The organism is Bacillus inaquosorum KCTC 13429 (genome assembly GCF_000332645.1).
Taxonomy (GTDB): domain Bacteria; phylum Bacillota; class Bacilli; order Bacillales; family Bacillaceae; genus Bacillus; species Bacillus inaquosorum.
Genome location: NZ_AMXN01000002.1, coordinates 527,341 through 548,531, shown reverse-complemented (window position 1 = coordinate 548,531; position 21,191 = coordinate 527,341). Strand labels below are relative to the sequence as shown.

24 protein-coding genes and 1 other annotated feature are annotated in these 21,191 nt (G+C 44.4%); of the genes, 20 read left to right on the top strand and 4 right to left on the bottom strand.

Going from position 1 to position 21,191, the window contains the following annotated elements; genetic code table 11:
• A complete protein-coding gene (locus BSI_RS13770; protein WP_003237758.1) occupies positions 1-1,197 on the bottom strand; it encodes an MFS transporter in 1,197 nt (398 codons plus the stop codon).
• A 183-nt stretch (positions 1,198-1,380) separates the two neighbouring features.
• On the opposite strand from BSI_RS13770, the gene BSI_RS13775 reads away from it, so the two are divergent.
• The 9 genes from BSI_RS13775 to thrS all read left to right on the top strand — a co-directional run bounded on the left by BSI_RS13775 (position 1,381) and on the right by thrS (position 10,764).
• Positions 1,381-1,761, top strand: coding sequence for a winged helix-turn-helix transcriptional regulator (locus tag BSI_RS13775; RefSeq protein ID WP_003229458.1), 381 nt, complete (start codon positions 1,381-1,383; stop codon positions 1,759-1,761).
• A gap of 201 nt (positions 1,762-1,962) precedes the next feature.
• Positions 1,963-2,985, top strand: a complete 1,023-nt coding sequence (locus BSI_RS13780; RefSeq protein WP_003237755.1) for a glyceraldehyde-3-phosphate dehydrogenase — start codon at positions 1,963-1,965, stop codon at positions 2,983-2,985.
• A 238-nt stretch (positions 2,986-3,223) separates the two neighbouring features.
• Positions 3,224-3,604: an adenosylmethionine decarboxylase gene (gene speD, locus BSI_RS13785; RefSeq protein ID WP_003223584.1), complete on the top strand. Its 381-nt coding sequence runs from the start codon at positions 3,224-3,226 to the stop codon at positions 3,602-3,604.
• A 273-nt stretch (positions 3,605-3,877) separates the two neighbouring features.
• Positions 3,878-4,336, top strand: coding sequence for a transcriptional regulator NrdR (gene nrdR, locus BSI_RS13790; protein WP_003223586.1), 459 nt, complete (start codon positions 3,878-3,880; stop codon positions 4,334-4,336).
• Positions 4,337-4,450: 114 nt separating this feature from the next.
• Positions 4,451-5,872 carry a replicative helicase loading/DNA remodeling protein DnaB gene (gene dnaB / locus BSI_RS13795; protein WP_003237752.1) on the top strand — a complete coding sequence of 474 codons (1,422 nt, stop codon included), beginning with the start codon at positions 4,451-4,453 and terminating at the stop codon, positions 5,870-5,872.
• A 27-nt stretch (positions 5,873-5,899) separates the two neighbouring features.
• Positions 5,900-6,835 (top strand): primosomal protein DnaI, encoded by a 936-nt coding sequence (gene dnaI, locus BSI_RS13800; RefSeq protein ID WP_003237750.1) that lies wholly within the window; start codon positions 5,900-5,902, stop codon positions 6,833-6,835.
• Positions 6,836-6,868: 33 nt separating this feature from the next.
• Positions 6,869-7,510 carry a TVP38/TMEM64 family protein gene (locus tag BSI_RS13805; RefSeq protein ID WP_003237748.1) on the top strand — a complete coding sequence of 214 codons (642 nt, stop codon included), beginning with the start codon at positions 6,869-6,871 and terminating at the stop codon, positions 7,508-7,510.
• A 78-nt stretch (positions 7,511-7,588) separates the two neighbouring features.
• Positions 7,589-8,434: a putative sporulation protein YtxC gene (ytxC, locus tag BSI_RS13810; RefSeq protein ID WP_003237747.1), complete on the top strand. Its 846-nt coding sequence runs from the start codon at positions 7,589-7,591 to the stop codon at positions 8,432-8,434.
• A gap of 398 nt (positions 8,435-8,832) precedes the next feature.
• Positions 8,833-10,764, top strand: a complete 1,932-nt coding sequence (gene thrS / locus BSI_RS13815) for a threonine--tRNA ligase (protein WP_003237745.1) — start codon at positions 8,833-8,835, stop codon at positions 10,762-10,764.
• Positions 10,765-10,807: 43 nt separating this feature from the next.
• Here the strand turns inward: thrS and BSI_RS13820 are convergent, their stop codons facing one another.
• On the bottom strand, positions 10,808-11,590 hold the full coding sequence (locus BSI_RS13820; RefSeq protein WP_003237743.1) for an HAD family hydrolase: 783 nt from the start codon (positions 11,588-11,590) through the stop codon (positions 10,808-10,810).
• A gap of 175 nt (positions 11,591-11,765) precedes the next feature.
• Between BSI_RS13820 and lytS the strand changes: the two genes are divergently transcribed.
• The 4 genes from lytS to lrgB all read left to right on the top strand — a co-directional run bounded on the left by lytS (position 11,766) and on the right by lrgB (position 15,540).
• Entirely contained in the window at positions 11,766-13,547 is a 1,782-nt protein-coding gene (gene lytS, locus BSI_RS13825; RefSeq protein ID WP_003237741.1) for a two-component system sensor histidine kinase LytS, read from the top strand.
• Positions 13,525-14,250, top strand: a complete 726-nt coding sequence (gene lytT, locus BSI_RS13830) for a two-component system response regulator LytT (protein ID WP_003237739.1) — start codon at positions 13,525-13,527, stop codon at positions 14,248-14,250. Before lytS ends, lytT begins: the two co-directional genes overlap by 23 nt.
• Before the next feature lie 133 nt (positions 14,251-14,383).
• On the top strand, positions 14,384-14,824 hold the full coding sequence (gene lrgA / locus BSI_RS13835) for an antiholin-like murein hydrolase modulator LrgA (protein WP_003237738.1): 441 nt from the start codon (positions 14,384-14,386) through the stop codon (positions 14,822-14,824).
• 20 nt (positions 14,825-14,844) lie between these two features.
• Entirely contained in the window at positions 14,845-15,540 is a 696-nt protein-coding gene (gene lrgB, locus BSI_RS13840) for an antiholin-like protein LrgB (protein ID WP_003237736.1), read from the top strand.
• 29 nt (positions 15,541-15,569) lie between these two features.
• Here the strand turns inward: lrgB and BSI_RS13845 are convergent, their stop codons facing one another.
• Entirely contained in the window at positions 15,570-16,232 is a 663-nt protein-coding gene (locus BSI_RS13845; protein ID WP_003237734.1) for a hypothetical protein, read from the bottom strand.
• Positions 16,233-16,348: 116 nt separating this feature from the next.
• Between BSI_RS13845 and BSI_RS22735 the strand changes: the two genes are divergently transcribed.
• The 5 genes from BSI_RS22735 to BSI_RS13865 all read left to right on the top strand — a co-directional run bounded on the left by BSI_RS22735 (position 16,349) and on the right by BSI_RS13865 (position 18,330).
• Positions 16,349-16,561 (top strand): hypothetical protein, encoded by a 213-nt coding sequence (locus tag BSI_RS22735; RefSeq protein ID WP_032731925.1) that lies wholly within the window; start codon positions 16,349-16,351, stop codon positions 16,559-16,561.
• A gap of 129 nt (positions 16,562-16,690) precedes the next feature.
• Positions 16,691-16,821: a sequence feature (ribosomal protein L20 leader region), on the top strand.
• A gap of 58 nt (positions 16,822-16,879) precedes the next feature.
• Positions 16,880-17,401 carry a translation initiation factor IF-3 gene (infC, locus tag BSI_RS13850; protein WP_010886591.1) on the top strand — a complete coding sequence of 174 codons (522 nt, stop codon included), beginning with the start codon at positions 16,880-16,882 and terminating at the stop codon, positions 17,399-17,401.
• A gap of 12 nt (positions 17,402-17,413) precedes the next feature.
• The gene (rpmI, locus tag BSI_RS13855) at positions 17,414-17,614 is read left to right on the top strand and encodes a 50S ribosomal protein L35 (RefSeq protein WP_003222418.1); all 201 of its coding nucleotides are present in this window, start codon (positions 17,414-17,416) and stop codon (positions 17,612-17,614) included.
• Positions 17,615-17,645: 31 nt separating this feature from the next.
• Complete coding sequence (rplT, locus tag BSI_RS13860; protein WP_003222420.1) at positions 17,646-18,005, top strand: 50S ribosomal protein L20; 360 nt, start codon at positions 17,646-17,648, stop codon at positions 18,003-18,005.
• Between the two features lie 55 nt (positions 18,006-18,060).
• On the top strand, positions 18,061-18,330 hold the full coding sequence (locus tag BSI_RS13865) for a DUF1294 domain-containing protein (RefSeq protein WP_003237730.1): 270 nt from the start codon (positions 18,061-18,063) through the stop codon (positions 18,328-18,330).
• A gap of 16 nt (positions 18,331-18,346) precedes the next feature.
• Here the strand turns inward: BSI_RS13865 and ysdB are convergent, their stop codons facing one another.
• Entirely contained in the window at positions 18,347-18,739 is a 393-nt protein-coding gene (ysdB, locus tag BSI_RS13870) for a sigma W pathway protein YsdB (protein WP_003237728.1), read from the bottom strand.
• Positions 18,740-18,922: 183 nt separating this feature from the next.
• Between ysdB and BSI_RS13875 the strand changes: the two genes are divergently transcribed.
• Entirely contained in the window at positions 18,923-20,008 is a 1,086-nt protein-coding gene (locus tag BSI_RS13875) for a M42 family metallopeptidase (RefSeq protein WP_003237726.1), read from the top strand.
• 197 nt (positions 20,009-20,205) lie between these two features.
• Complete coding sequence (gene abnA, locus BSI_RS13880) at positions 20,206-21,177, top strand: arabinan endo-1,5-alpha-L-arabinosidase AbnA (protein WP_003237724.1); 972 nt, start codon at positions 20,206-20,208, stop codon at positions 21,175-21,177.
• The last annotated feature ends 14 nt before the right edge of the window (positions 21,178-21,191 follow it).

The following is a 21,191-nucleotide window of genomic DNA, read 5'->3' as shown; positions in this document are numbered from 1 at the left end:
TCAGGCTGCCTGCCGATCTCGTTTTTCCATCAAGCGGCTCCAGCCTGTTAAGATAACTGCACCGACTACCATTAGTCCGCCTATCCAAGCGGTGTGAATCAGTCCGATTGAATCGGTAATCACACCTCCAAGGTATGAGCCAAGCGCAATCCCTGCATTAAAGGCAGCGATATTCATCGCGGATGCGACGTCAACTGCACTCGGGACAAAACGTTCAGCCAGCATAACGACATACACCTGAAGGCCGGGCACATTCATAAAGGCCAGCAAGCCCATACAGAGAATAGTAATGAGGCCAGCTGTTTGATATGGAGCCGTAAATGCTAGTACGAACAGAACGAGTGCCTGTACGATAAACATATAGAATAAAGCGGCAATCGGATTTCGGTTTGACAGCCTTCCGCCGATCATATTGCCGATTGCGATGGCAATTCCGTATCCGAGCAGGATCACTGCTACAGTTCCGGCTTTGAAGCCTGTTACTTCCTGAAGCAAGGGAGACAGATATGTGAACACAACGAATGTTCCTCCGTATCCAAGCGCCGTAATGACAAATAAAAGCAATAACCGGCCGTTTGTCACAAGCTTCAATTGATCTCGCATCGTTGTTTTCGTCCCTTTTCGTAATTTGGACGGAACAAGGATGCCATTTGTAATGAAAGCAATAACTCCGACGGCGATAATAACCATAAAGGCAAAACGCCAGCCGAGCTGCTGACCGATAAACGTGCCGAAAGGAACACCGGTTACAGTTGCCACAGTGAGGCCTGTAAACATAATCGAAATCGCGCTGGCCCTTTTATCCTCAGGGACAATATCCGCTGCGATCGTCGAACCGATCGACATAAACACACCGTGTGAAAAAGCTGATATCACACGTGCTGCTAATAAAATCCCGATGCTTGAAGCGGTAGCTGCCATCGTATTCCCGGCAATAAAAATGAACATGATCCAAAGCAATAGCGTCTTTCGTGACATGCTTGACGTCAATGAAGTTAAAATAGGGGCTCCGAATGTAACGCCAAGCGCATATAGGGAAACGGTCAATCCCGCTGTTGTGACAGGAATGTCCAGATCATCAGAAATTAACGGCAAAAGGCCGACGCTGATAAATTCGGTTGTCCCTATGGCGAATGCACTTACAGCCAGAGCCAGGAGTGCAGGAATGCTGCTTTTGCTTTTATTGGCTGAAGTCATCATATTCCTCCTTTGTGTAATGTGTTGTATGATTGAAATTCTGCCGAGTAAGCTATATAAATAAAATAGAGCAGATTCAAATCAGCCGGCAAATGTGATTATGAAAGATATCATCAAGAAAGAAAAGTACGTACTTTTAAGTGCTATAGTCACTTTTTAGTGCCTGTAAGGAGAATGAACGGTATGGAGAAGAAAAAATATAACATTTCTGTTGAAGCGACTCTTGAAGTGATCGGCGGGAAATGGAAGTGCGTCATTTTATGCCACCTGACGCACGGAAAAAAACGCACGAGTGAATTAAAGCGCCTGATGCCTAACATCACGCAAAAAATGCTGACCCAGCAGCTGCGTGAGCTGGAAGCGGACGGTGTCATTAACCGGATCGTGTACAATCAGGTTCCTCCCAAAGTGGAATACGAGCTCAGCGAATACGGCCGCAGCTTAGAAGGGATTTTAGACATGCTTTGTGCTTGGGGAGCGAATCATATTAACAGAGTGTACGGGGATACATTTTCTGTGTTAGAAGAAAGTGTGCTCAATGATAAGTTAAAACAGGAATCATAAAAAGAGCAGTCAGTGCGGAGCGCTGGCTGCTTTTTGGTTCTTACGCCTGATATTGTGTGCAAGAAAACCTATAATGCATCATAAATTAGCGTTATAATCGTTGATTTTTATCAATATGTACTGGCGATTTCATTTTAATGTGTTATACTAATTTTAGATAGCAGTAAATTAGGATGGCATAATTGATAAGGGGTGTCCAACATGAAGGTAAAAGTAGCGATCAACGGGTTTGGAAGAATCGGAAGAATGGTCTTCAGAAAAGCAATGTTAGACGATCAAATTCAAGTAGTGGCCATTAACGCCAGCTATTCCGCAGAAACGCTGGCTCATTTAATAAAGTATGACACAATTCACGGCAGGTACGACAAAGAGGTTGTGGCTGGTGAAGACAGCCTGATCGTGAATGGAAAGAAAGTGCTTTTATTAAACAGCCGTGATCCAAAACAGCTTCCTTGGGGCGAATATGATATTGACATTGTCGTTGAAGCAACAGGAAAATTTAATTCAAAAGATAAAGCGATGGGCCATATAGAAGCGGGTGCGAAAAAAGTCATTCTGACTGCTCCGGGAAAAAATGAAGACGTTACCATTGTGATGGGAGTAAATGAGGACCAATTCGACGCAGACCGTCATGTCATCATTTCAAATGCGTCATGCACGACAAACTGCCTTGCGCCTGTTGTTAAAGTGCTGGATGAAGAATTTGGCATTGAGAGCGGGCTGATGACCACGGTTCATGCGTATACGAATGACCAGAAAAATATTGATAATCCGCACAAGGATTTGCGCCGGGCGCGGGCCTGCGGTGAATCCATCATTCCAACGACAACTGGAGCGGCAAAGGCGCTTTCGCTCGTACTGCCGCATCTGAAAGGAAAGCTTCATGGCCTCGCCTTGCGTGTCCCTGTTCCGAACGTCTCATTAGTTGATCTCGTTGTCGATCTGAAATCAGATGTAACGGCTGAAGAGGTAAACGAGGCATTTAAACGGGCTGCCAAAACGTCGATGTACGGCGTGCTTGATTATTCAGATGAACCGCTCGTTTCAACTGACTACAATACGAATCCCCATTCAGCGGTCATTGACGGGCTTACAACAATGGTAATGGAAGACAGGAAAGTAAAGGTGCTCGCGTGGTATGACAACGAATGGGGCTACTCATGCAGAGTCGTTGATCTGATCCGCCATGTAGCGGCACGAATGAAACATCCGTCTGCTGTATAGAATAAGGTCATGGACGCACTTTGAAGAAAAAACCCTTAACAGCATATTTCTGAAAAAACGCACCTTGCAAATTAGACTTAAACACAGTATACTATTTTTCGTGAACTTCTTGCTTGAGACTGTTTCGGAATTACTTAAAGGGTTAGGACCTCTCCGGACTAACTTTCCCCCGTGGTAAATGGCCGACCCAGTTGTTGGAATTTCACTTTTTAATTCTTGTTAAGGGGGGTCCATGACTATGGAAACAATGGGGCGTCACGTTATCTCCGAGCTATGGGGATGCGATTTTGATAAGCTGAATGACATGGATTTTATTGAAAAAACGTTTGTAAATGCTGCTCTAAAATCAGGTGCTGAGGTGCGCGAGGTTGCATTTCACAAATTTGCACCGCAAGGCGTAAGCGGAGTTGTGATTATTTCTGAATCACACTTAACAATTCACAGTTTTCCTGAGCACGGATATGCGAGCATTGATGTTTATACTTGTGGAGACTTAGATCCTAATGTCGCTGCTGACTACATCGCAGAGGCATTACATGCTGATACAAGAGAAAACATTGAAATACCGAGAGGAATGGGGCCTGTGCAAATTAAACAGGCGCAAGCGAAGGTACTATAAAGTAATCACGAACACAAAGGGAGCTGAAGCTAGAAAGCCGTTATGCGCTTTTTAGCTTATGCTCCTTTTATTTTTATAAAGAAACAAGAGTGGTCAGCTTTTTCTTTTTTCATTTTTTTTGTAAAATAAGAAAGAGATTTTCACAAACCACCTGATGCTGTAGAATGCTTTACACAACGGCTCTCCCGACAGATGGCTGTCACATTTATTTTGAAAAGGCGGAGGCTGCCGAAAATACATTGCAGGGAACGAAATAGTTGGGAGCTGATTTTATTGAAATGTCCTTCATGCCAGCATAACGGAACGCGAGTCCTTGATTCACGTCCTGTGGATGACGGAAAATCGATTCGCCGAAGACGTGAGTGCGAATCCTGCCACTACCGGTTTACGACCTTTGAGAAAGTGGAGGAAACCCCGCTCATCGTAGTGAAAAAAGAAGGCGTGCGTGAGGAATTCAGCAGAGAAAAAATGCTGCGAGGCCTCATAAAAGCATGTGAAAAAAGACCCGTTTCACTCAAAACGCTTGAAGACATGTGCTTTGATATTGAAAAAGAACTTCGCAATCAAGGCTGCTCTGAGGTAAAAAGCGAGCTCGTCGGAGAAATGGTCATGGACCGGCTGGCTAAGATTGATGAAGTCGCATATGTGCGGTTCGCGTCCGTCTATCGGCAGTTTAAAGATATAAATGTCTTTATCGACGAATTAAAAGACTTAATAAAGAAAGAGCGTTAAAAGAGCTAAGAGGATTCTTCTAGCTCTTTTCTCATGTGCAAAATTGGCATTTGATAGATATAAGAAACGGTGTAAAATGAAAGGTAGAAACAAATTCGGAAGGTTTGAGAATGTATGGCTGACTATTGGAAAGATGTACTGCCTGTAGATCCGTATGTGGTCAAAAGCAGATCGATGCTGCAGGATATAGACAGACAAATTATCACACAACTGTATCAGCCCTTAATCGGCCCTGTTGCATTCTCTCTTTATATGACATTGTGGGGAGAGCTTGAACAAAACCGTCTGTGGGGCGGAGAGTCCACACATAGACAGCTGATGGGGATGACACAGTCCAATTTAAAAACGATCCATCAGGAACAGGGGAAGCTCGAGGGTATCGGATTGCTAAAAGCATATATGAAAGAATCCGAGCGGCAGGAGCGCCTCTTTATATATGAACTCCTCCCGCCGCTCAGGCCAAATGAATTTTTTGAAGACGGAATGCTGAATGTTTTTCTGTACAATAGAGTTGGAAAAACAAAGTATCAGCAATTAAAACAATTTTTCACGCACCCGGCTATTTCAGAAGATGCGAAGGACATTACGAGGCCGTTTAATCATGCGTTTGAATCGCTGCAGCCGAGTGAATGGAAGCTCACATCTGATATGGAGGAAACGGTGAGACTTGCGCCGGGCACAGAATATACTTCTGTCGGACAAGCGCCGTCTTATACCATAACGGAGGAAGTGTTTGATTTTGATTTGTTTTTAGCGGGACTTTCTGAGACGATGATTCCGAGAAAAGCGATGACCCAGCAGGTGCGCGACACAATCAAAAAGCTTTCTTATCTGTATGGCATAGATCCTTTGCAGATGCAAAATGTCGTGATGAGTGCGATTGATGAGCGTGATGTGATTACGACGGAGGCTTTAAGAAAAGCGGCCAGCGATTGGTATCAAATCGAAAGAAACGGACAGCTGCCTGACTTAGTGGAAAAAACACAGCCGGTGCACCTGCGTGAAGGCGAAAAGCCGGTGGAAGAGGATTCACTGGACGGAAAGCTGATCGCATTGCTGGAGGTGATTTCTCCGAAGAAGCTTCTCCAGGACATTGCCGACGGAACAGAGCCGTCAAAAGCGGATCTGAAAATCATTGAAGAAATTATGTTTGAACAGAAGCTCGAGCCAGGCGTTACAAATGTGTTAATTTATTATGTCATGCTGAAAACTGACATGAAGCTGTCGAAAAACTATATTCAAAAAATCGCCTCGCATTGGGCGCGCAAAAAGGTAAAAACGGTCAGAGAAGCGATGAAGCTCGCGATAGAAGAAAACCGCCAATACCTTGAATGGGCTGAAGGAAAAGCAAATCAGCCTTCAAAACGAAACCAAAAAGTGATTCGCGAAGAAAAACTTCCTGATTGGATGAAAGAAAAAGAGACAGCATCCGATTCAGAAGCCGGACAGCAGAAGCTGCAACCGCAGGATTTGGAAGAACAGAAGAAAAAGATGATGGAAGAAATGCAAAAACTGAAAAAATACTCTGCCTATTAAAGGCAGAGATGCGGGGTGAAGTAATAGATGGAACCAATCGGCCGTTCCCTGCAGGGCGTAACCGGCAGACCGGATTTCCAAAAACGCCTTGAACAAATGAAGGAAAAAGTCATGAATGATCAAGATGTTCAGGTATTTTTGAAGGAAAACGAAGAAATAATTGACCAAAAAATGATCGAAAAGAGCTTAAATAAGCTTTATGAATATATCGGGCAAAGCAAGAATTGCTCCTACTGTTCAGAAGATGAAGATTGCAACAATTTGTTGGAGGGCTACCATCCGAAGCTTGTTGTCAATGGACGTGCTATTGATATCGAGTATTATGAATGTCCGGTCAAACGGAAGCTCGACCAGCAGAAAAAACAAAAGTCTCTTATGAAAAGCATGTATATCCAGCAGGATCTCCTCGGGGCAACGTTCCAGCAGGTCGATATCAGTGACCCGAGCAGGCTCGCGATGTTCCAGCATGTTACAGATTTTCTGAAAAGCTATAATGAGACGGGAAAAGGGAAAGGACTGTACTTATACGGGAAGTTCGGGGTAGGAAAAACGTTTATGCTCGCTGCGATTGCCAATGAGCTGGCGGAAAAAGAGTATTCCTCTATGATCGTCTATGTGCCCGAATTTGTGAGAGAGCTTAAAAATTCGCTGCAAGACCATTCATTGGAAGAGAAACTCAATATGGTCAAAACAACACCCGTATTGATGCTTGATGACATCGGGGCGGAATCAATGACAAGCTGGGTAAGGGATGAAGTCATCGGAACGGTGCTTCAGCACAGAATGTCCCAGCAGCTGCCGACTTTCTTTTCTTCTAATTTCTCACCTGACGAGCTGAAGCATCATTTTACGTATTCGCAAAGGGGAGAAAAGGAAGAAGTAAAAGCGGCAAGACTAATGGAGCGGATATTATATCTGGCTGCTCCGATCCGCCTTGACGGAGAAAACCGCCGCCATCCGTAATCGCTGCGGTTCAAAGGGGAAGGAACTGAGGGTATGAAAATAAAAACGGCTGTTAAATGGCTGGCAGTGCTTGCAGGTGCAGGTTTAGTCTATTGGGGAAATAAAACGTATTTGAATTTATCGCCGAAAGAGATCAGAGTATGGGTATTGTCATTCGGGGTCTTTGCGCCGCTTATGTTTATCGGGATATCCATCGTCAGACCTCTTGTTTTATTTCCGGTATCTGTTATTTCTATAGCGGGCGGACTTGCGTTTGGCCCGCTTGTCGGCACGCTTTACACATTGTTCGGTTCGATGTGCGCTTCTGCTGTATCGTTTTTTGCGGCCGGTTTGTTTGCGGCGAAAAAGAACGGCCATTACGAAAAGCTGGAAGCCATTCAGAAGCAAATGGAGGATAACGGATTTTTTTATATCTTTCTTTTAAGAATCCTGCCGATCAATTTTGATTTCGTCAGCTATGCGGCAGGCCTTTCCAATGTCAAAGCGCTGCCGTATTTTGCAGCGACGGCCGTGGGAATCATCCCTGGAACCATTGCGCTGAATGTGCTGGGAGCGAGCTTTTTGACTGGGAATCTGCCCGCTTTCTTTATGGTGCTCACTTTGTATATCGTTTTTGTCTCGCTGCCATTTATCTTCAGAAAGAAAATGCAAAGCTTGTTTCAAGAATCAAATTAAGATTTGCCAGTGACCTTTACGTCTATTTTAAAAACATCCCCCATATACTTGTAACAGATGCCGTAAGGGGGGACAAACATGCTTGAAATAATCTTTGAAGATGACCATGATGCAGCCGCTTTTTTACATCTCATTCAGCATTCGGACGATCGGAACAACCTCATTGTCCGTGAAGGCATACGGAAAATCGGGATTGAAAAAGCGAAGCCGGCTTTCTCTATTCAGCGTTTTATGGAGCCGATTCTGGTCAAATTTTTTTTAGAATGCAAAGAAGACGAGCATATGCTGTCATTGATTGAGGGAACATACTGCTTCACGGACCAGGATGAACAGCAGCAAATCCTTCAGCTCGCACACAGTATTATTGAAGGAGAAGCAGACGATCTTCCTTTTGAGCCGCTAAAGCTTTCGCGGAAACAATCAATTTTGGATGAACTCCAAACGATCTGTTTAGAGGAAGGTGTATTTTCCATTCGTTCTTTTCAGACTTTCCGACTCGGACAATACTACAAACAGCTGAGAGACATTACGGAAGCGGCGATAGATGAATATAAGATGGAACAGGAATATCAAAACTTTATTCAAACACTCAGAGACTATGTAACAGCCAAACAGCCGCGAATCAAAAAGGTGCATATTGTCCATGATGGTTCATTTACATTATGGGAGCTGCGGTATGTGCCGGAACGGGAAAAAATGAAATACATAGACAGGCGATTTGTCCGGGATCATCCTATGTACATTGATTCTCATTTGCTTGCGCCGCTGATTTCCATCGCGCCTGATGAAGTGGTACTTTACACCGACCAGCCCGAGCACATGATGGCAAGGACCATTCAAAACGTATTTCAAGAGCGATTGGAAATGCTTCCGCTGCACGCTTTTTCAGGTGCAGAAATACCGGTAAAGCACTCGGAAGGATAAGGGCCGGCAGCCTGTATATATAAGGCTGTCGGTTTGAAAAAAAGGAAATACGATCGTGTTGATTTTTTGGAATGAACAATTTATAATACATAGGAGATTAAGAAAGACACACGTATTGATAAGGACATGAAGGAATGATACCGGCTCAAAGAGAGGGAAGTCACGGCTGCAAGCTTCCCAGCTAAGGACCATTCGCTTTACCGCCTTTGAACTTCAGCTGTGAACTCCTTCATAAGGAACAGTAATGGCTGACGGGAACTCCCGTTACAGAGCTCAGAGCCGCAGGTGCCGGAGTATTGGCTATGCGGAAAAAAGGGTGGAACCACGATTCCGTTTATTCAACCTCGTCCCTTTCATAGGGGGCGGGGTTTTTATATGCAAAAAAAGGAGTGACAAAGATGTCAGATATGGTAAAAATCACATTTCCTGACGGAGCAGTCAAGGAGTTTGCGAAAGGAACAACAACAGAAGATATCGCGGCATCCATCAGTCCGGGATTAAAGAAAAAATCATTAGCCGGAAAACTGAACGGAAAAGAAATCGATTTGAGAACACCGATCAATGAAGACGGTACAGTGGAAATCATTACAGAAGGCTCAGAAGAAGGTCTTCAAATTATGCGCCACAGTACGGCTCATTTGCTGGCTCAAGCGATTAAACGCATCTACAAAGATGTTAAATTCGGTGTCGGTCCGGTCATCGAAAACGGTTTTTACTACGATGTAGAAATGGAAGAAGCGATTACGCCGGAAGATCTGCCGAAAATTGAGAAAGAAATGAAAAAAATCGTCAATGCGAACCTTCCGATCGTTCGAAAAGAAGTCAGCCGTGAAGAAGCGAAAGCCCGTTTTGCAGAAATCGGCGACGACCTGAAGCTTGAACTATTGGATGCGATTCCTGAAGGAGAAACGGTTTCGATCTATGAGCAAGGCGAATTCTTTGACCTGTGCCGCGGCGTGCACGTTCCTTCAACAGGAAAAATCAAAGAGTTTAAGCTGTTAAGCCTTGCAGGCGCATACTGGCGCGGTGACAGCAACAACCAAATGCTTCAGCGCGTATACGGCACAGCGTTCTTCAAAAAAGCTGATCTTGAAGAGCATCTTCGCATGCTTGAAGAAGCAAAAGAGCGTGACCACAGAAAGCTCGGCAAAGAATTAAAGCTGTTTGCGAATTCTCAAAAAGTCGGACAAGGCCTGCCGCTTTGGCTGCCAAAAGGCGCGACAATCCGCCGCGTCATCGAGCGCTACATTGTCGATAAAGAAATCAGCCTCGGCTATGAGCACGTATACACACCTGTGCTTGGAAGCAAAGAGCTGTATGAAACATCAGGACACTGGGATCATTATCAGGAGGGCATGTTCCCTCCGATGGAAATGGATAATGAAACACTTGTGCTCCGCCCGATGAACTGCCCGCACCATATGATGATTTACAAAAACGACATCCACAGCTACCGCGAGCTTCCGATTCGTATTGCGGAGCTGGGAACAATGCACCGCTATGAAATGTCAGGTGCGCTGTCAGGTCTTCAGCGTGTGCGCGGCATGACATTAAACGATGCGCACATCTTTGTGCGTCCGGATCAAATTAAGGATGAGTTTATCCGTACAGTCCGTTTAATCCAGGAAGTATATGAAGACTTCGGTTTAAGTGATTACACATTCCGTCTCTCTTACCGTGATCCGGAAGACACAGAGAAATATTTTGATGACGATGAAATGTGGAACAAAGCACAATCCATGCTGAAAGAAGCAATGGACGAAATCGGCCATGATTATTACGAAGCAGAAGGTGAAGCGGCATTCTATGGCCCTAAACTTGATGTTCAGGTGAAAACAGCGATCGGCAAAGAAGAAACATTGTCTACGGTTCAGCTTGACTTCTTATTGCCTGAACGTTTCGATCTGACTTATATCGGCGAAGACGGCAAGCAGCACCGTCCGGTTGTTATTCACAGAGGTGTCGTATCAACAATGGAACGCTTTGTTGCCTTCTTAATCGAAGAACACAAAGGCGCGCTGCCAACATGGCTTGCGCCGGTTCAATTCCAAGTCATCCCGGTTTCTCCGGCTGTGCATTTAGACTACGCGAAAAAAGTGCAGGAACGCCTGCAACGTGAAGGCCTGCGCGTAGAAGTCGACAGCCGTGATGAAAAAATCGGCTACAAAATCCGTGAAGCGCAAATGCAAAAAATTCCGTATATGCTTGTGGTCGGTGACCAAGAGGCAGAAAACGGAGCGGTAAACGTCCGTAAGTACGGAGAGCAGAACTCTGAAACCATTTCATTTGATGATTTTGTGAAAAAGGCAGTAGCTGAAGCGAAAAAATAACATAAAAAAAAAGCATGATCTCATTGAAGAGATCATGCTTTTTTTATTTCTCTAATATAGGAAACAAATCATGAAGGCTGCTGATGATATAATCAGGCGTCACGTCAGTTTCGTTTTTCTTTTCTGTCCGGTTGATCCAAACGGTTTTGATTCCGGCTCTTGAAGCGCCTAAAATATCAGTATTCAAATTATCGCCGACCATGATCGCATCGTCTTTTTCAATATTCATCAGCTTAAGGCAGTGTTCAAAGATTGAAACATCCGGTTTCCCTTTGCCGAAAGCGCCCGAAATGACGATTTCATTGAAATAAGGAGCGAGTTCAGGCACGCCTGCGAGTTTCTCCTTTTGCAGACTCGGATCGCCGTTTGTCAAAAGCAGCAATTCATACTTGCCTTTTAATTGATCGAGTACAGCAAATGTCTCATCATATACAAACGGGCGTCTTCTGCGCTCTGCCGCAAAAAACTCTCCTAAAAATTCGCCGTATGCCGGATCATCGATGCCAAGCGCTTTCAGTCCGTTTGTCCATGCATTTCTTCTGTACTCCGGCACAATCTTGTTCAGCTTCTGAAATCCTTCACTGATCGGTTCTGAGAAATTGGACCACAGTCCTTCAAACGGGTTAATGCCGATCATCACTGTATATGGATACGTCTCATATGACATGTACAATTCTCTCGCCGCTTCGCGAACAGCTGCTTCGAATGCCTGATGGTCAAGCCCATATTTTTTCTCCGCTTGTAAACAAGTTTCTGCAAATGTTGTTCTGACGCTTTTTTCATCCCAAAGTAGTGTATCGTCTAAATCAAAAAATACGGCTTTCATGATCTTCTCCTCTGCTTCAGATTCAAATCTTTCTGCCAAAAGGCTCATGTTTTATTTTACAATAGATAATAGCCTTGTGAAATATGTTTTCAGACGATTTTAAAAAAACAGTCAGCCATGAAATTCATGGACCGAAAACATGCTAGAATGAAAATGGAAAGAACAGGTGACATGCATGATTCATTTAATGATTATGATGCTTGAGAGGGTAGGGATTATTGTTATATTGGGGTTCATTCTCGCCCATACAAAGCTGTTCAGACAAGCGCTGCAAAATCAGGACGGCTATAAAGGAAAAGCGGTTTTAATTTCTATTTTTTCTCTTTTCAGCATCATCAGCAATTATACAGGCATTGAAATTCAAAAAAATATGATTGTAAACAATGACTGGGTGTTTGCGATAGATCCGTCTGGCTCTATTGCGAATACCCGTATTTTAGGCGTGGAAATCGGAGGCCTTCTCGGAGGTCCGTTTGTAGGAGCGGGGATCGGTATACTGGCAGGCCTTCACCGTTTTTCGCTCGGCGGCAGCACGGCCTTAAGCTGTGCGGTATCATCCGTTTTAGCGGGTGTTCTTGCCGGCTTTATCGGCAGGTATTTTACGAAGCGCTACCGAATGCCGACACCGCGTGTCGCCGCTCTTGTGGGAATCGGCATGGAGTCACTGCAGATGGTGATTATTTTGCTGACGGCAAAGCCGTTCAGTGACGCTTGGGAGCTTGTCAGCATGATCGGGATTCCGATGATACTCATCAATGGGACAGGCAGTTTTATTTTCCTGTCGATTATTCAAGCGATCATTCGCAAGGAAGAGCAGGCAAGGGCGCTTGAAACGCACAGAGTACTGACGATTGCTGACCAGACGCTTCCATTTTTTCGCCAAGGATTAAATGAAAACTCCTGTAAAAGTGTAGCGGCTATTATCCATAAGCTCACCGGAACGGATGCGGTGTCTCTCACTGATAAAGAAAAGATCCTTGCGCATGTCGGCGCGGGAATGGATCATCACATCCCATCAAAAAGCTTGATCACCGGCCTGTCCAAAAAGGTGATTAAAACAGGGCAAATTATGAAGGCGATTTCACAGGAAGAGATTGAATGCACACATTCTGAATGCCCTTTGCACGCGGCAATTGTCCTGCCGCTGACATCAAACGGAAATACAATTGGCACCTTAAAAATGTACTTTAAAAACCCGGCAGGCCTGAGTCAGGTAGAGGAGGAGCTTGCTGAGGGGCTGGCCATGCTGTTTTCGACACAGCTTGAGCTTGGGGAAGCAGAGCTGCAAAGCAAGCTTCTCAAGGATGCTGAAATCAAAGCGCTTCAAGCACAGGTGAATCCGCATTTTTTATTTAATGCGATCAATACAATTTCTGCGTTATGCCGCACGGATGTTGAAAAAACCCGTAAGCTCTTATTGCAGCTCAGCGTTTATTTTCGTTCAAACCTTCAAGGAGCGAGACAGCTGCTGATTCCGCTCTCAAAGGAGCTGAACCACCTTCACGCCTATTTATCATTAGAACAGGCGCGTTTTCCCGGGAAATATAAGATTGAGCTCAATATCGACAGCAGGCTGGAGCAGATTGAAATCCCACCGTTTGTTTTACAGGTGCTAGTGGAGAACGCGCTTCGGCATGCGTTTCCGAAAAAACAAGACATGTGCAAAGTTACGGTCTGTGTCTTATCTGATGATACATCCGTCTATATGAAGGTGACGGATAACGGACGGGGAATTCCGCCAGACATCCTTCCGGAGCTGGGAAAGAAACCGTTTCCGTCTAAGGAGGGCACCGGTACAGCGCTTTATAACCTGAATCAGCGGCTGATTGGTTTATTCGGACAGCAGGCCGCACTGAATATCAGGAGTGAGGTTCAGAAAGGGACAGAGGTTTCCTTTCGAGTGCCAATGCAACATATGAAAGAGGGAGAAGAACATGCTCAGGGTGTTAATAGTTGATGATGAGATGCTGGCAAGGGATGAACTGGCTTACTTGCTCAAGCGGACCAATGAGGAAATGGAAATCAATGAAGCGGAAAATATAGAATCTGCTTTTGACCAAATGATGGATCAAAAGCCTGACTTGCTGTTTTTAGACGTTGATTTATCCGGAGAAAACGGTTTTGATATCGCAAAGCGGTTGAAGAAAATGAAGCATCCTCCTGCTGTTGTGTTTGCGACGGCATATGACCAGTATGCGCTCAAAGCATTTGAGGTGGACGCCCTTGATTATTTAACCAAGCCTTTCGATGAGGAAAGAATTCAGCAAACGCTGAAAAAATATAAAAAAGTCAATCGGGATATTGTTGAAACAGATCAGAGCAGTCATTCCGGCCAGCACAAACTCGCACTATCTGTAGGAGAATCAATAGTGATCGTAGATACGAAGGACATTATCTATGCCGGAACGGAAGATGGTCACGTCAATGTAAAAACCTTCGATACATCGTATACGGTCAGCGATACGCTCGTTGTCATTGAGAAAAAGCTGTCTGATGCTGGTTTTATCCGCGTCCATCGGAGCTTTGTCGTCAATACCGAATATATTAAAGAAATTCAGCCGTGGTTTAATTCAACCTATAACCTGATTATGAAAGACGGATCAAAAATACCGGTCAGCCGGACATATGCGAAGGAATTGAAAAAGCTGCTCCATATTTGATGGGCGGCTTTTTGCATTTCAGCCATTTGTTTCTGCAACTCAGTCCCGCTATTCGGCATGTTATCTTGTAAGCGCTTTATAACAAGGGATTCTTATTTATAATGGGGGTACCAAAGAGAAAGAGGTGAAGAAAATGAGTGCTAAAAAAGTGTACGGGTTTTTAACACAAGCATTTATTTTTGCCGTCATTATGCTGGTTTCAAATATGATTGCCGCTATTGTCCCAATCCCTATCCCGGCATCGGTTGTAGGGTTGGTCTTATTATTTCTCCTATTATGTTTGAAAGTCATTAAACTGGAACAAGTAGAAACGCTCGGAACGTCTTTAACCTCTCTGATCGGATTTTTATTTGTTCCGTCTGGTATATCTGTTATGAATTCGCTTGGCGTGATGCAGCAATACGGTCTACAAATTGTTCTTGTCATTCTGCTCGCAACGATTATTTTGCTGGGGGCTACGGGATTGTTTTCTCAGCTGATTCTTTCGCTGAGCGGAAAACGCAAAACCGCAGCGGACGTGAAAACAAAAACAGTGCAAAGCCCGCAGAACAATAAAGAACTCGTTCACCATTAAGGAAAAAGGAGGTTCTTCAGATGGAAAGCACAATGAGTCCTTATTTCGGAATTGTCGTATCACTTGCTGCATTCGGCATCGGCACCTTTTTATTTAAGAAAACGAAAGGCTTCTTCCTTTTCACTCCTTTGTTTGTTGCCATGGTGCTTGGGATCGCATTTTTAAAAATCGGCGGTTTTTCCTACGCGGACTATAATAACGGGGGAGAAATCATTAAGTTTTTCCTTGAACCGGCGACGATCGCTTTTGCAATTCCTTTGTATAAACAAAGAGATAAGCTGAAAAAATACTGGTGGCAAATCATGTCCTCCATTATTGTCGGCTCTATCTGCTCTGTCACGATTGTTTATTTGCTCGCAAAAGGGATTCACCTCGATGCGGCCGTGATGAAAAGTATGCTCCCGCAGGCGGCAACAACGGCAATTGCGCTTCCTTTATCAAAAGATATCGGAGGCATTAGCGATATCACTGCCTTTGCGGTCATCTTTAACGCTGTCATTGTGTATGCGCTCGGAGCATTGTTCTTGAAGGTGTTTAAAGTAAAGAATCCGATTTCTAAAGGATTGGCACTCGGAACGTCCGGACATGCACTCGGTGTAGCTGTCGGGATCGAGATGGGAGAAGTTGAAGCTGCGATGGCAAGTATTGCTGTTGTCGTAGTGGGAGTGGTAACGGTTCTGGTCATACCTGTGTTCATGCAGCTGATCGGAGGATAAGCCAAGGCTGAATGCCTTGGCTTTTTCTTTTATGGTGCGTCTTCGGGATCGATATACCCTTGTTTAATGCCCCATTCCACTTGATCGTCATGCCACTTTTTTCGTTCTTCATAACCATAACCATCGTCATCAGGAAGCTCTGAAGCTGGCTGTTGAATGGTTTTATCCGTCTGGCTCGAGGAAGAAGGTGGATCTTGACTATTAGATGAGGGTGCCTCGGTCTGCTGCCGTTGTGCCTGCGATTGCCGCTTTTTTTCAGCGTTCGCTTTCTGTTCTTTTTGGATTGCTGCCTGCCGCTGTCTTTCAAGTTCAGCTTGTCTTTCCGCTTCCGCTAATCGCTGTCTCTCTGCAGCCTGCTTCTCTGCCAATCGCTGTCTCTCCGCTGCTTCCTCCTGCTGTTTCTTTCGTTTCGCCTCCCGCTCTTTTTCACGTTTTTTCTCGGCTGCGATCTGTCTTTGCTTCTCGGCTGCTTCTTTTGCCTTCCGCTTTCCTAACTCAGCAGCGAGTGGACTCTCGAAATCCATGTCCAGTGAAACGGGTTTTAGTTTTTTCAGCTCTTTCTCTAGTTCCTTTTGATTAAATACTACGGCTGTCTTAACCGTTTCAGCTTTTGGTTCAGAAGATGTGCTGCTATTCGAGCAACCGGTTAATATCAATGTGAAAAATAAAGCAAGCTGTATCAGTTTGTTCATGTGTCAGACTCCCTTCTGCTTCTTATATCGGTTAGGGATTAACTTTACTTTACATTTTTTCCTGTCAGTGGTTTTATGGGAAGCTGCGAAATAAGGAGAAGGATGGAAGGAGACTATTGATTCTATATACAATAGAATCAGGTGTTTACCATCCTCGGCTCATGGTCTTTATTCATGGCGGGGTGTCAGCGGCTGGATGTGGGAACAGCAAATCAGCTACTTTCAGCATTTCGGGGATCGGTCATGTAGCACCGCAGGCTGAACCGAGCTTATTCAACAGAACACTTGATGCGTGGCTAAGCGGTTCAGAAACTTTCCATTCTGGATGAGGATGAAAGATTTTCTTTTTCTCTCTTGCACTCATAGAAAACCCATGTTACAATGTAAAAGTTGTTCCGGATAAGTCGTCCTTGACTAAAGATCCGGTATTGTGTAGAATAGTTATTGAATTGAATATAAATCACAAGCAGAAGCACCCGCTTCTCACCTGATTGACACATGCATGTAGTTGGCAGGTTGACCGTACATTTTTATTGATACAGATGTTCGTAGTGTGGGTGTTTTATAATGCCCGCACTTTTTGTTTGCCTGCAGAATGCAGTCAAAATGAGTTGTGAATCAATTCGAAGAAACTATGGAGGTGGCTCATTATTAGCAAAGATCAATTGGTTAATGAGGGTATCCGTGCACGTGAGGTCCGTTTAATCGGACAAAATGGCGACCAGCTGGGAATCAAGTCCCGTCAGGAAGCACTTGAAATCGCCGGCCGCGCAAATCTTGACCTTGTGTTAGTTGCAGCGAATGCAAAACCGCCTGTCTGCCGAATCATGGACTACGGTAAGTTCCGATTTGAGCAGCAGAAAAAGGAAAAAGAAGCACGCAAGAATCAAAAAATCATTAACTTAAAAGAAGTTCGGTTAAGTCCGACAATCGATGAGCATGACTTTAACACGAAATTGCGCAATGCGATTAAATTCCTTGAAAAAGGCGATAAAGTAAAAGCTTCTATCCGCTTTAAAGGACGCGCAATCACTCATAAAGAAATCGGTCAGCGTGTGTTAGACCGTTTTTCTGAAGCATGTGCTGAGGTTGCGACTGTCGAAACAAAACCAAAAATGGACGGCCGCAGCATGTTCTTAATGCTCGCGCCGAAAAACGAAAAGCAATAAGGAGGAAATCCCATGCCAAAAATGAAAACTCACCGCGGATCTGCTAAACGTTTTAAAAAGACAGGTTCTGGGAAGTTAAAACGTTCTCATGCGTACACAAGTCACTTATTCGCCAACAAATCTCAAAAGCAAAAGCGTAAGCTTCGCAAGAGTGCTGTTGTAAGCGCAGGAGACTTCAAACGTATCAAACAAATGCTTGCTAACATCAAGTAATCGGACAAGGAACAATTAGGAGGGAAATTTAATGCCAAGAGTAAAAGGCGGAACTGTTACACGTAAGCGTCGTAAAAAGGTTCTTAAATTAGCAAAAGGTTATTTCGGTTCAAAACATACATTATACAAAGTAGCTAACCAGCAGGTCATGAAATCTGGAAACTATGCTTTCCGTGACCGTCGTCAGAAAAAACGTGATTTCCGTAAGCTTTGGATCACTCGTATCAACGCAGCTGCTCGCATGAACGGTCTTTCTTACAGCCGTTTAATGCACGGTCTTAAGCTGTCTGGTATCGAAGTAAACCGTAAAATGCTTGCTGATCTTGCTGTAAACGATCTTACTGCATTCAATCAGCTTGCTGATGCTGCTAAAGCTCAATTAAACAAGTAATCATATAAGGCCGCTCTCCAGCAGAGCGGCTTTTTTATATAAAGGATGAGGCAACATGGTTATCGCTGTCTATTTGGTACTGATCAATCTTTGCGGTTTTTGGGTGATGGGTGTTGACAAGCGAAAAGCGCAGCAGCATAAATGGAGAATTTCTGAAGACCGGCTGTGGCTGATTGCGATCGTTTTTGGAGCGCTCGGTGTATGGCTCGGCATGCAAACCTTCAGACATAAAACGAAACACGCGTCTTTTAAGTACGGAGTACCGCTTCTTCTGGTGATTGAAGCGATCTTGATCGGCATTTATTACAGCCCGCTTGATTTATAAAAAGCAGAAAAGCGTTTTAGCGCTCTTCTGCTTTTTTTGCGAGTTTAATGGGCTGGTCCCAGTCAATCTTACAATTTGGATATCGTTCCAGCACTTTTTCTTCAATGTTTTCAAAATCTTTTACAGAGAAATGCTTCAGCTTCTCAGGAGATTCTGTCCAGACAAAGATCGTGTGGATAAACAGCGGATGATCCTTGGAAGGAATATGCTTTTCTCCTTCAAAAAGCACGCCTTTATACGTCAGCTGAAAGTTTTTTCGGGTATTGTTCTGTTCATCGATAATATAAAAATGTTCTTTTGATTGGGCCAGCTTGAGCCTTCTTTTTGGATTCGCGACATATTTGACCGCGGCATAAATACAATAAGCAAAAAGTGCAAGCAATATAATCCTTAGAACCATGACAAACATTGTGTGAAGGCACCCCCCTTATTGTGATGATCTGATGTAATACGAAGAGCATAGAAAAAGGTTTCACTTTTTCTAAAGAAAGTTCTAAAAACATATACCCGATTTTCAAGTGAAATAGTCGTATGGTTAGCGCCAGGTTTTGTATAATAAGAATGCAGGACTGATGAAGGAGGTTTTTAGAACATGGCAAAATTAGATGAAACATTGACCATGCTGAAAGATTTAACAGATGCAAAAGGCATACCGGGCAATGAGAGAGAAGTAAGGCAAGTGATGAAATCATACATAGAACCATTTGCTGATGAGGTCACAACAGATCGGCTGGGCAGTTTAATTGCCAAAAAAACAGGTGCGGAAAACGGCCCGAAAATTATGATTGCTGGACATTTGGACGAAGTCGGCTTTATGGTGACACAAATCACTGATAAAGGCTTTATCCGTTTCCAAACCGTTGGCGGCTGGTGGGCTCAGGTCATGCTGGCACAGCGTGTCACCATCGTAACGAAAAAAGGGGACATCACAGGGGTTATCGGCTCTAAGCCACCGCATATTTTATCTCCTGAAGCGAGAAAAAAATCAGTAGAAATAAAAGAGATGTTTATTGACATTGGAGCTTCAAGCCGAGAAGAAGCCTTAGAATGGGGCGTACTCCCGGGAGACATGATCGTACCTCATTTTGAATTTACGGTCATGAATAATGAAAAATTCTTGTTGGCGAAGGCATGGGACAACCGCATCGGCTGTGCGATTGCCATTGATGTGTTAAGAAATTTACAAAACACAGATCATCCAAACATTGTGTATGGCGTTGGAACCGTGCAGGAGGAAGTCGGCCTCAGAGGAGCGAAAACGGCTGCGCATACCATTCAGCCTGATATTGCGTTTGGTGTTGATGTAGGGATAGCAGGAGACACGCCTGGCATTTCCGAGAAAGAAGCGCAAAGCAAAATGGGCAAAGGCCCGCAAATTATCATTTACGATGCATCCATGGTCTCTCATAAAGGCTTGCGTGATATAGTCGTCGCTACTGCAGAGGAAGCGGGCATTCCGTACCAATTTGATGCTATTGCCGGCGGCGGCACTGACTCGGGGGCCATCCATTTGACAGCAAATGGCGTGCCTGCACTGTCCATTACCATTGCTACCCGCTACATTCATACGCACGCGGCCATGCTGCACCGTGACGATTATGAAAACGCGGTAAAATTAATTACAGAAGTCATTAAGAAGTTAGACCGAAAAACGGTTGATGAGATTACGTACCAATAAAGATACGGAGGAATCCGCCTGTTAGGGCGGGTTCTATTTTTTTGTCTGTACAAATTACAGCAGAGTGACTACAATAAAGAAGATACCGAAAATTTCCTGAACATGATGACATACGATACGCAGCTCATTTGTAAGGAAGGGAGGATAAAACAATCTTTATTTGTAAGCGCTTTCTAATTTAAAGGAGGTTAGACAAGTTGAAAAAGAAAAAAACATGGAAACGCTTCTTTCACTTTTCGAGTGCCGCTCTGGCTGCAGGACTGATATTCACTTCCGCTGCTCCAGCAGAGGCCGCATTTTGGGGGGCATCCAATGAGCTGCTTCACGACCCGACTATGATCAAAGAGGGAAGCTCGTGGTACGCGCTTGGAACAGGGCTGACTGAAGAACGGGGACTGCGGGTTCTGAAGTCTTCGGATGCTAAAAACTGGACCGTACAAAAATCCATTTTCAGCACACCGCTATCGTGGTGGTCCAATTATGTGCCGAATTACGGCCAAAACCAGTGGGCGCCGGACATCCAATACTATAACGGAAAGTATTGGCTGTATTATTCAGTCTCATCTTTTGGAAGCAATACATCTGCCATCGGACTGGCATCTTCAACAAGCATCAGTTCGGGGAGCTGGAAGGACGAAGGCTTGGTGATCCGTTCGACAAGCTCCAATAATTATAACGCCATTGATCCGGAGCTGACATTCGACAAGGATGGCAACCCGTGGCTTGCATTTGGTTCGTTTTGGAGCGGCATTAAGCTGACCAAGCTTGATAAGAGTACGATGAAGCCGACAGGCTCGCTCTATTCGATTGCAGCCAGACCGAATAATGGCGGGGCGCTGGAAGCTCCTACTCTTACGTATCAAAATGGCTATTACTATTTAATGGTCTCATTTGATAAATGCTGTAACGGGGTAAACAGTACGTACAAAATTGCTTACGGAAGATCTAAAAGCATTACAGGCCCTTATCTTGATAAAAGCGGAAAAAGCATGCTGGATGGCGGGGGCACCATTTTGGATTCCGGAAACGACCAATGGAAAGGTCCCGGAGGCCAGGATATTGTAAATGGAAACATTCTTGTTCGTCATGCCTATGATGCCAATGACAACGGCATTCCGAAGCTTCTCATCAATGATTTGAATTGGAGTTCGGGCTGGCCTTCCTATTGAATGAAAAAGCCGGG

What these genes read in the sequence shown, in the direction of transcription:
- BSI_RS13770 (WP_003237758.1), bottom strand. Translation starts at nt 1,197, where the DNA reads ATGACTTCAGCCAATAAAAGCAAAAGCAGCATTCCTGCACTCCTGGCT.
- BSI_RS13775 (WP_003229458.1), top strand. Translation starts at nt 1,381, where the DNA reads ATGGAGAAGAAAAAATATAACATTTCTGTTGAAGCGACTCTTGAAGTG.
- BSI_RS13780 (WP_003237755.1), top strand. Translation starts at nt 1,963, where the DNA reads ATGAAGGTAAAAGTAGCGATCAACGGGTTTGGAAGAATCGGAAGAATG.
- speD (WP_003223584.1), top strand. Translation starts at nt 3,224, where the DNA reads ATGGAAACAATGGGGCGTCACGTTATCTCCGAGCTATGGGGATGCGAT.
- dnaB (WP_003237752.1), top strand. Translation starts at nt 4,451, where the DNA reads ATGGCTGACTATTGGAAAGATGTACTGCCTGTAGATCCGTATGTGGTC.
- dnaI (WP_003237750.1), top strand. Translation starts at nt 5,900, where the DNA reads ATGGAACCAATCGGCCGTTCCCTGCAGGGCGTAACCGGCAGACCGGAT.
- BSI_RS13805 (WP_003237748.1), top strand. Translation starts at nt 6,869, where the DNA reads ATGAAAATAAAAACGGCTGTTAAATGGCTGGCAGTGCTTGCAGGTGCA.
- ytxC (WP_003237747.1), top strand. Translation starts at nt 7,589, where the DNA reads ATGCTTGAAATAATCTTTGAAGATGACCATGATGCAGCCGCTTTTTTA.
- thrS (WP_003237745.1), top strand. Translation starts at nt 8,833, where the DNA reads ATGTCAGATATGGTAAAAATCACATTTCCTGACGGAGCAGTCAAGGAG.
- BSI_RS13820 (WP_003237743.1), bottom strand. Translation starts at nt 11,590, where the DNA reads ATGAAAGCCGTATTTTTTGATTTAGACGATACACTACTTTGGGATGAA.
- lytS (WP_003237741.1), top strand. Translation starts at nt 11,766, where the DNA reads ATGATTCATTTAATGATTATGATGCTTGAGAGGGTAGGGATTATTGTT.
- lytT (WP_003237739.1), top strand. Translation starts at nt 13,525, where the DNA reads ATGCTCAGGGTGTTAATAGTTGATGATGAGATGCTGGCAAGGGATGAA.
- lrgA (WP_003237738.1), top strand. Translation starts at nt 14,384, where the DNA reads ATGAGTGCTAAAAAAGTGTACGGGTTTTTAACACAAGCATTTATTTTT.
- lrgB (WP_003237736.1), top strand. Translation starts at nt 14,845, where the DNA reads ATGGAAAGCACAATGAGTCCTTATTTCGGAATTGTCGTATCACTTGCT.
- BSI_RS13845 (WP_003237734.1), bottom strand. Translation starts at nt 16,232, where the DNA reads ATGAACAAACTGATACAGCTTGCTTTATTTTTCACATTGATATTAACC.
- rpmI (WP_003222418.1), top strand. Translation starts at nt 17,414, where the DNA reads ATGCCAAAAATGAAAACTCACCGCGGATCTGCTAAACGTTTTAAAAAG.
- rplT (WP_003222420.1), top strand. Translation starts at nt 17,646, where the DNA reads ATGCCAAGAGTAAAAGGCGGAACTGTTACACGTAAGCGTCGTAAAAAG.
- BSI_RS13865 (WP_003237730.1), top strand. Translation starts at nt 18,061, where the DNA reads ATGGTTATCGCTGTCTATTTGGTACTGATCAATCTTTGCGGTTTTTGG.
- ysdB (WP_003237728.1), bottom strand. Translation starts at nt 18,739, where the DNA reads ATGTTTGTCATGGTTCTAAGGATTATATTGCTTGCACTTTTTGCTTAT.
- BSI_RS13875 (WP_003237726.1), top strand. Translation starts at nt 18,923, where the DNA reads ATGGCAAAATTAGATGAAACATTGACCATGCTGAAAGATTTAACAGAT.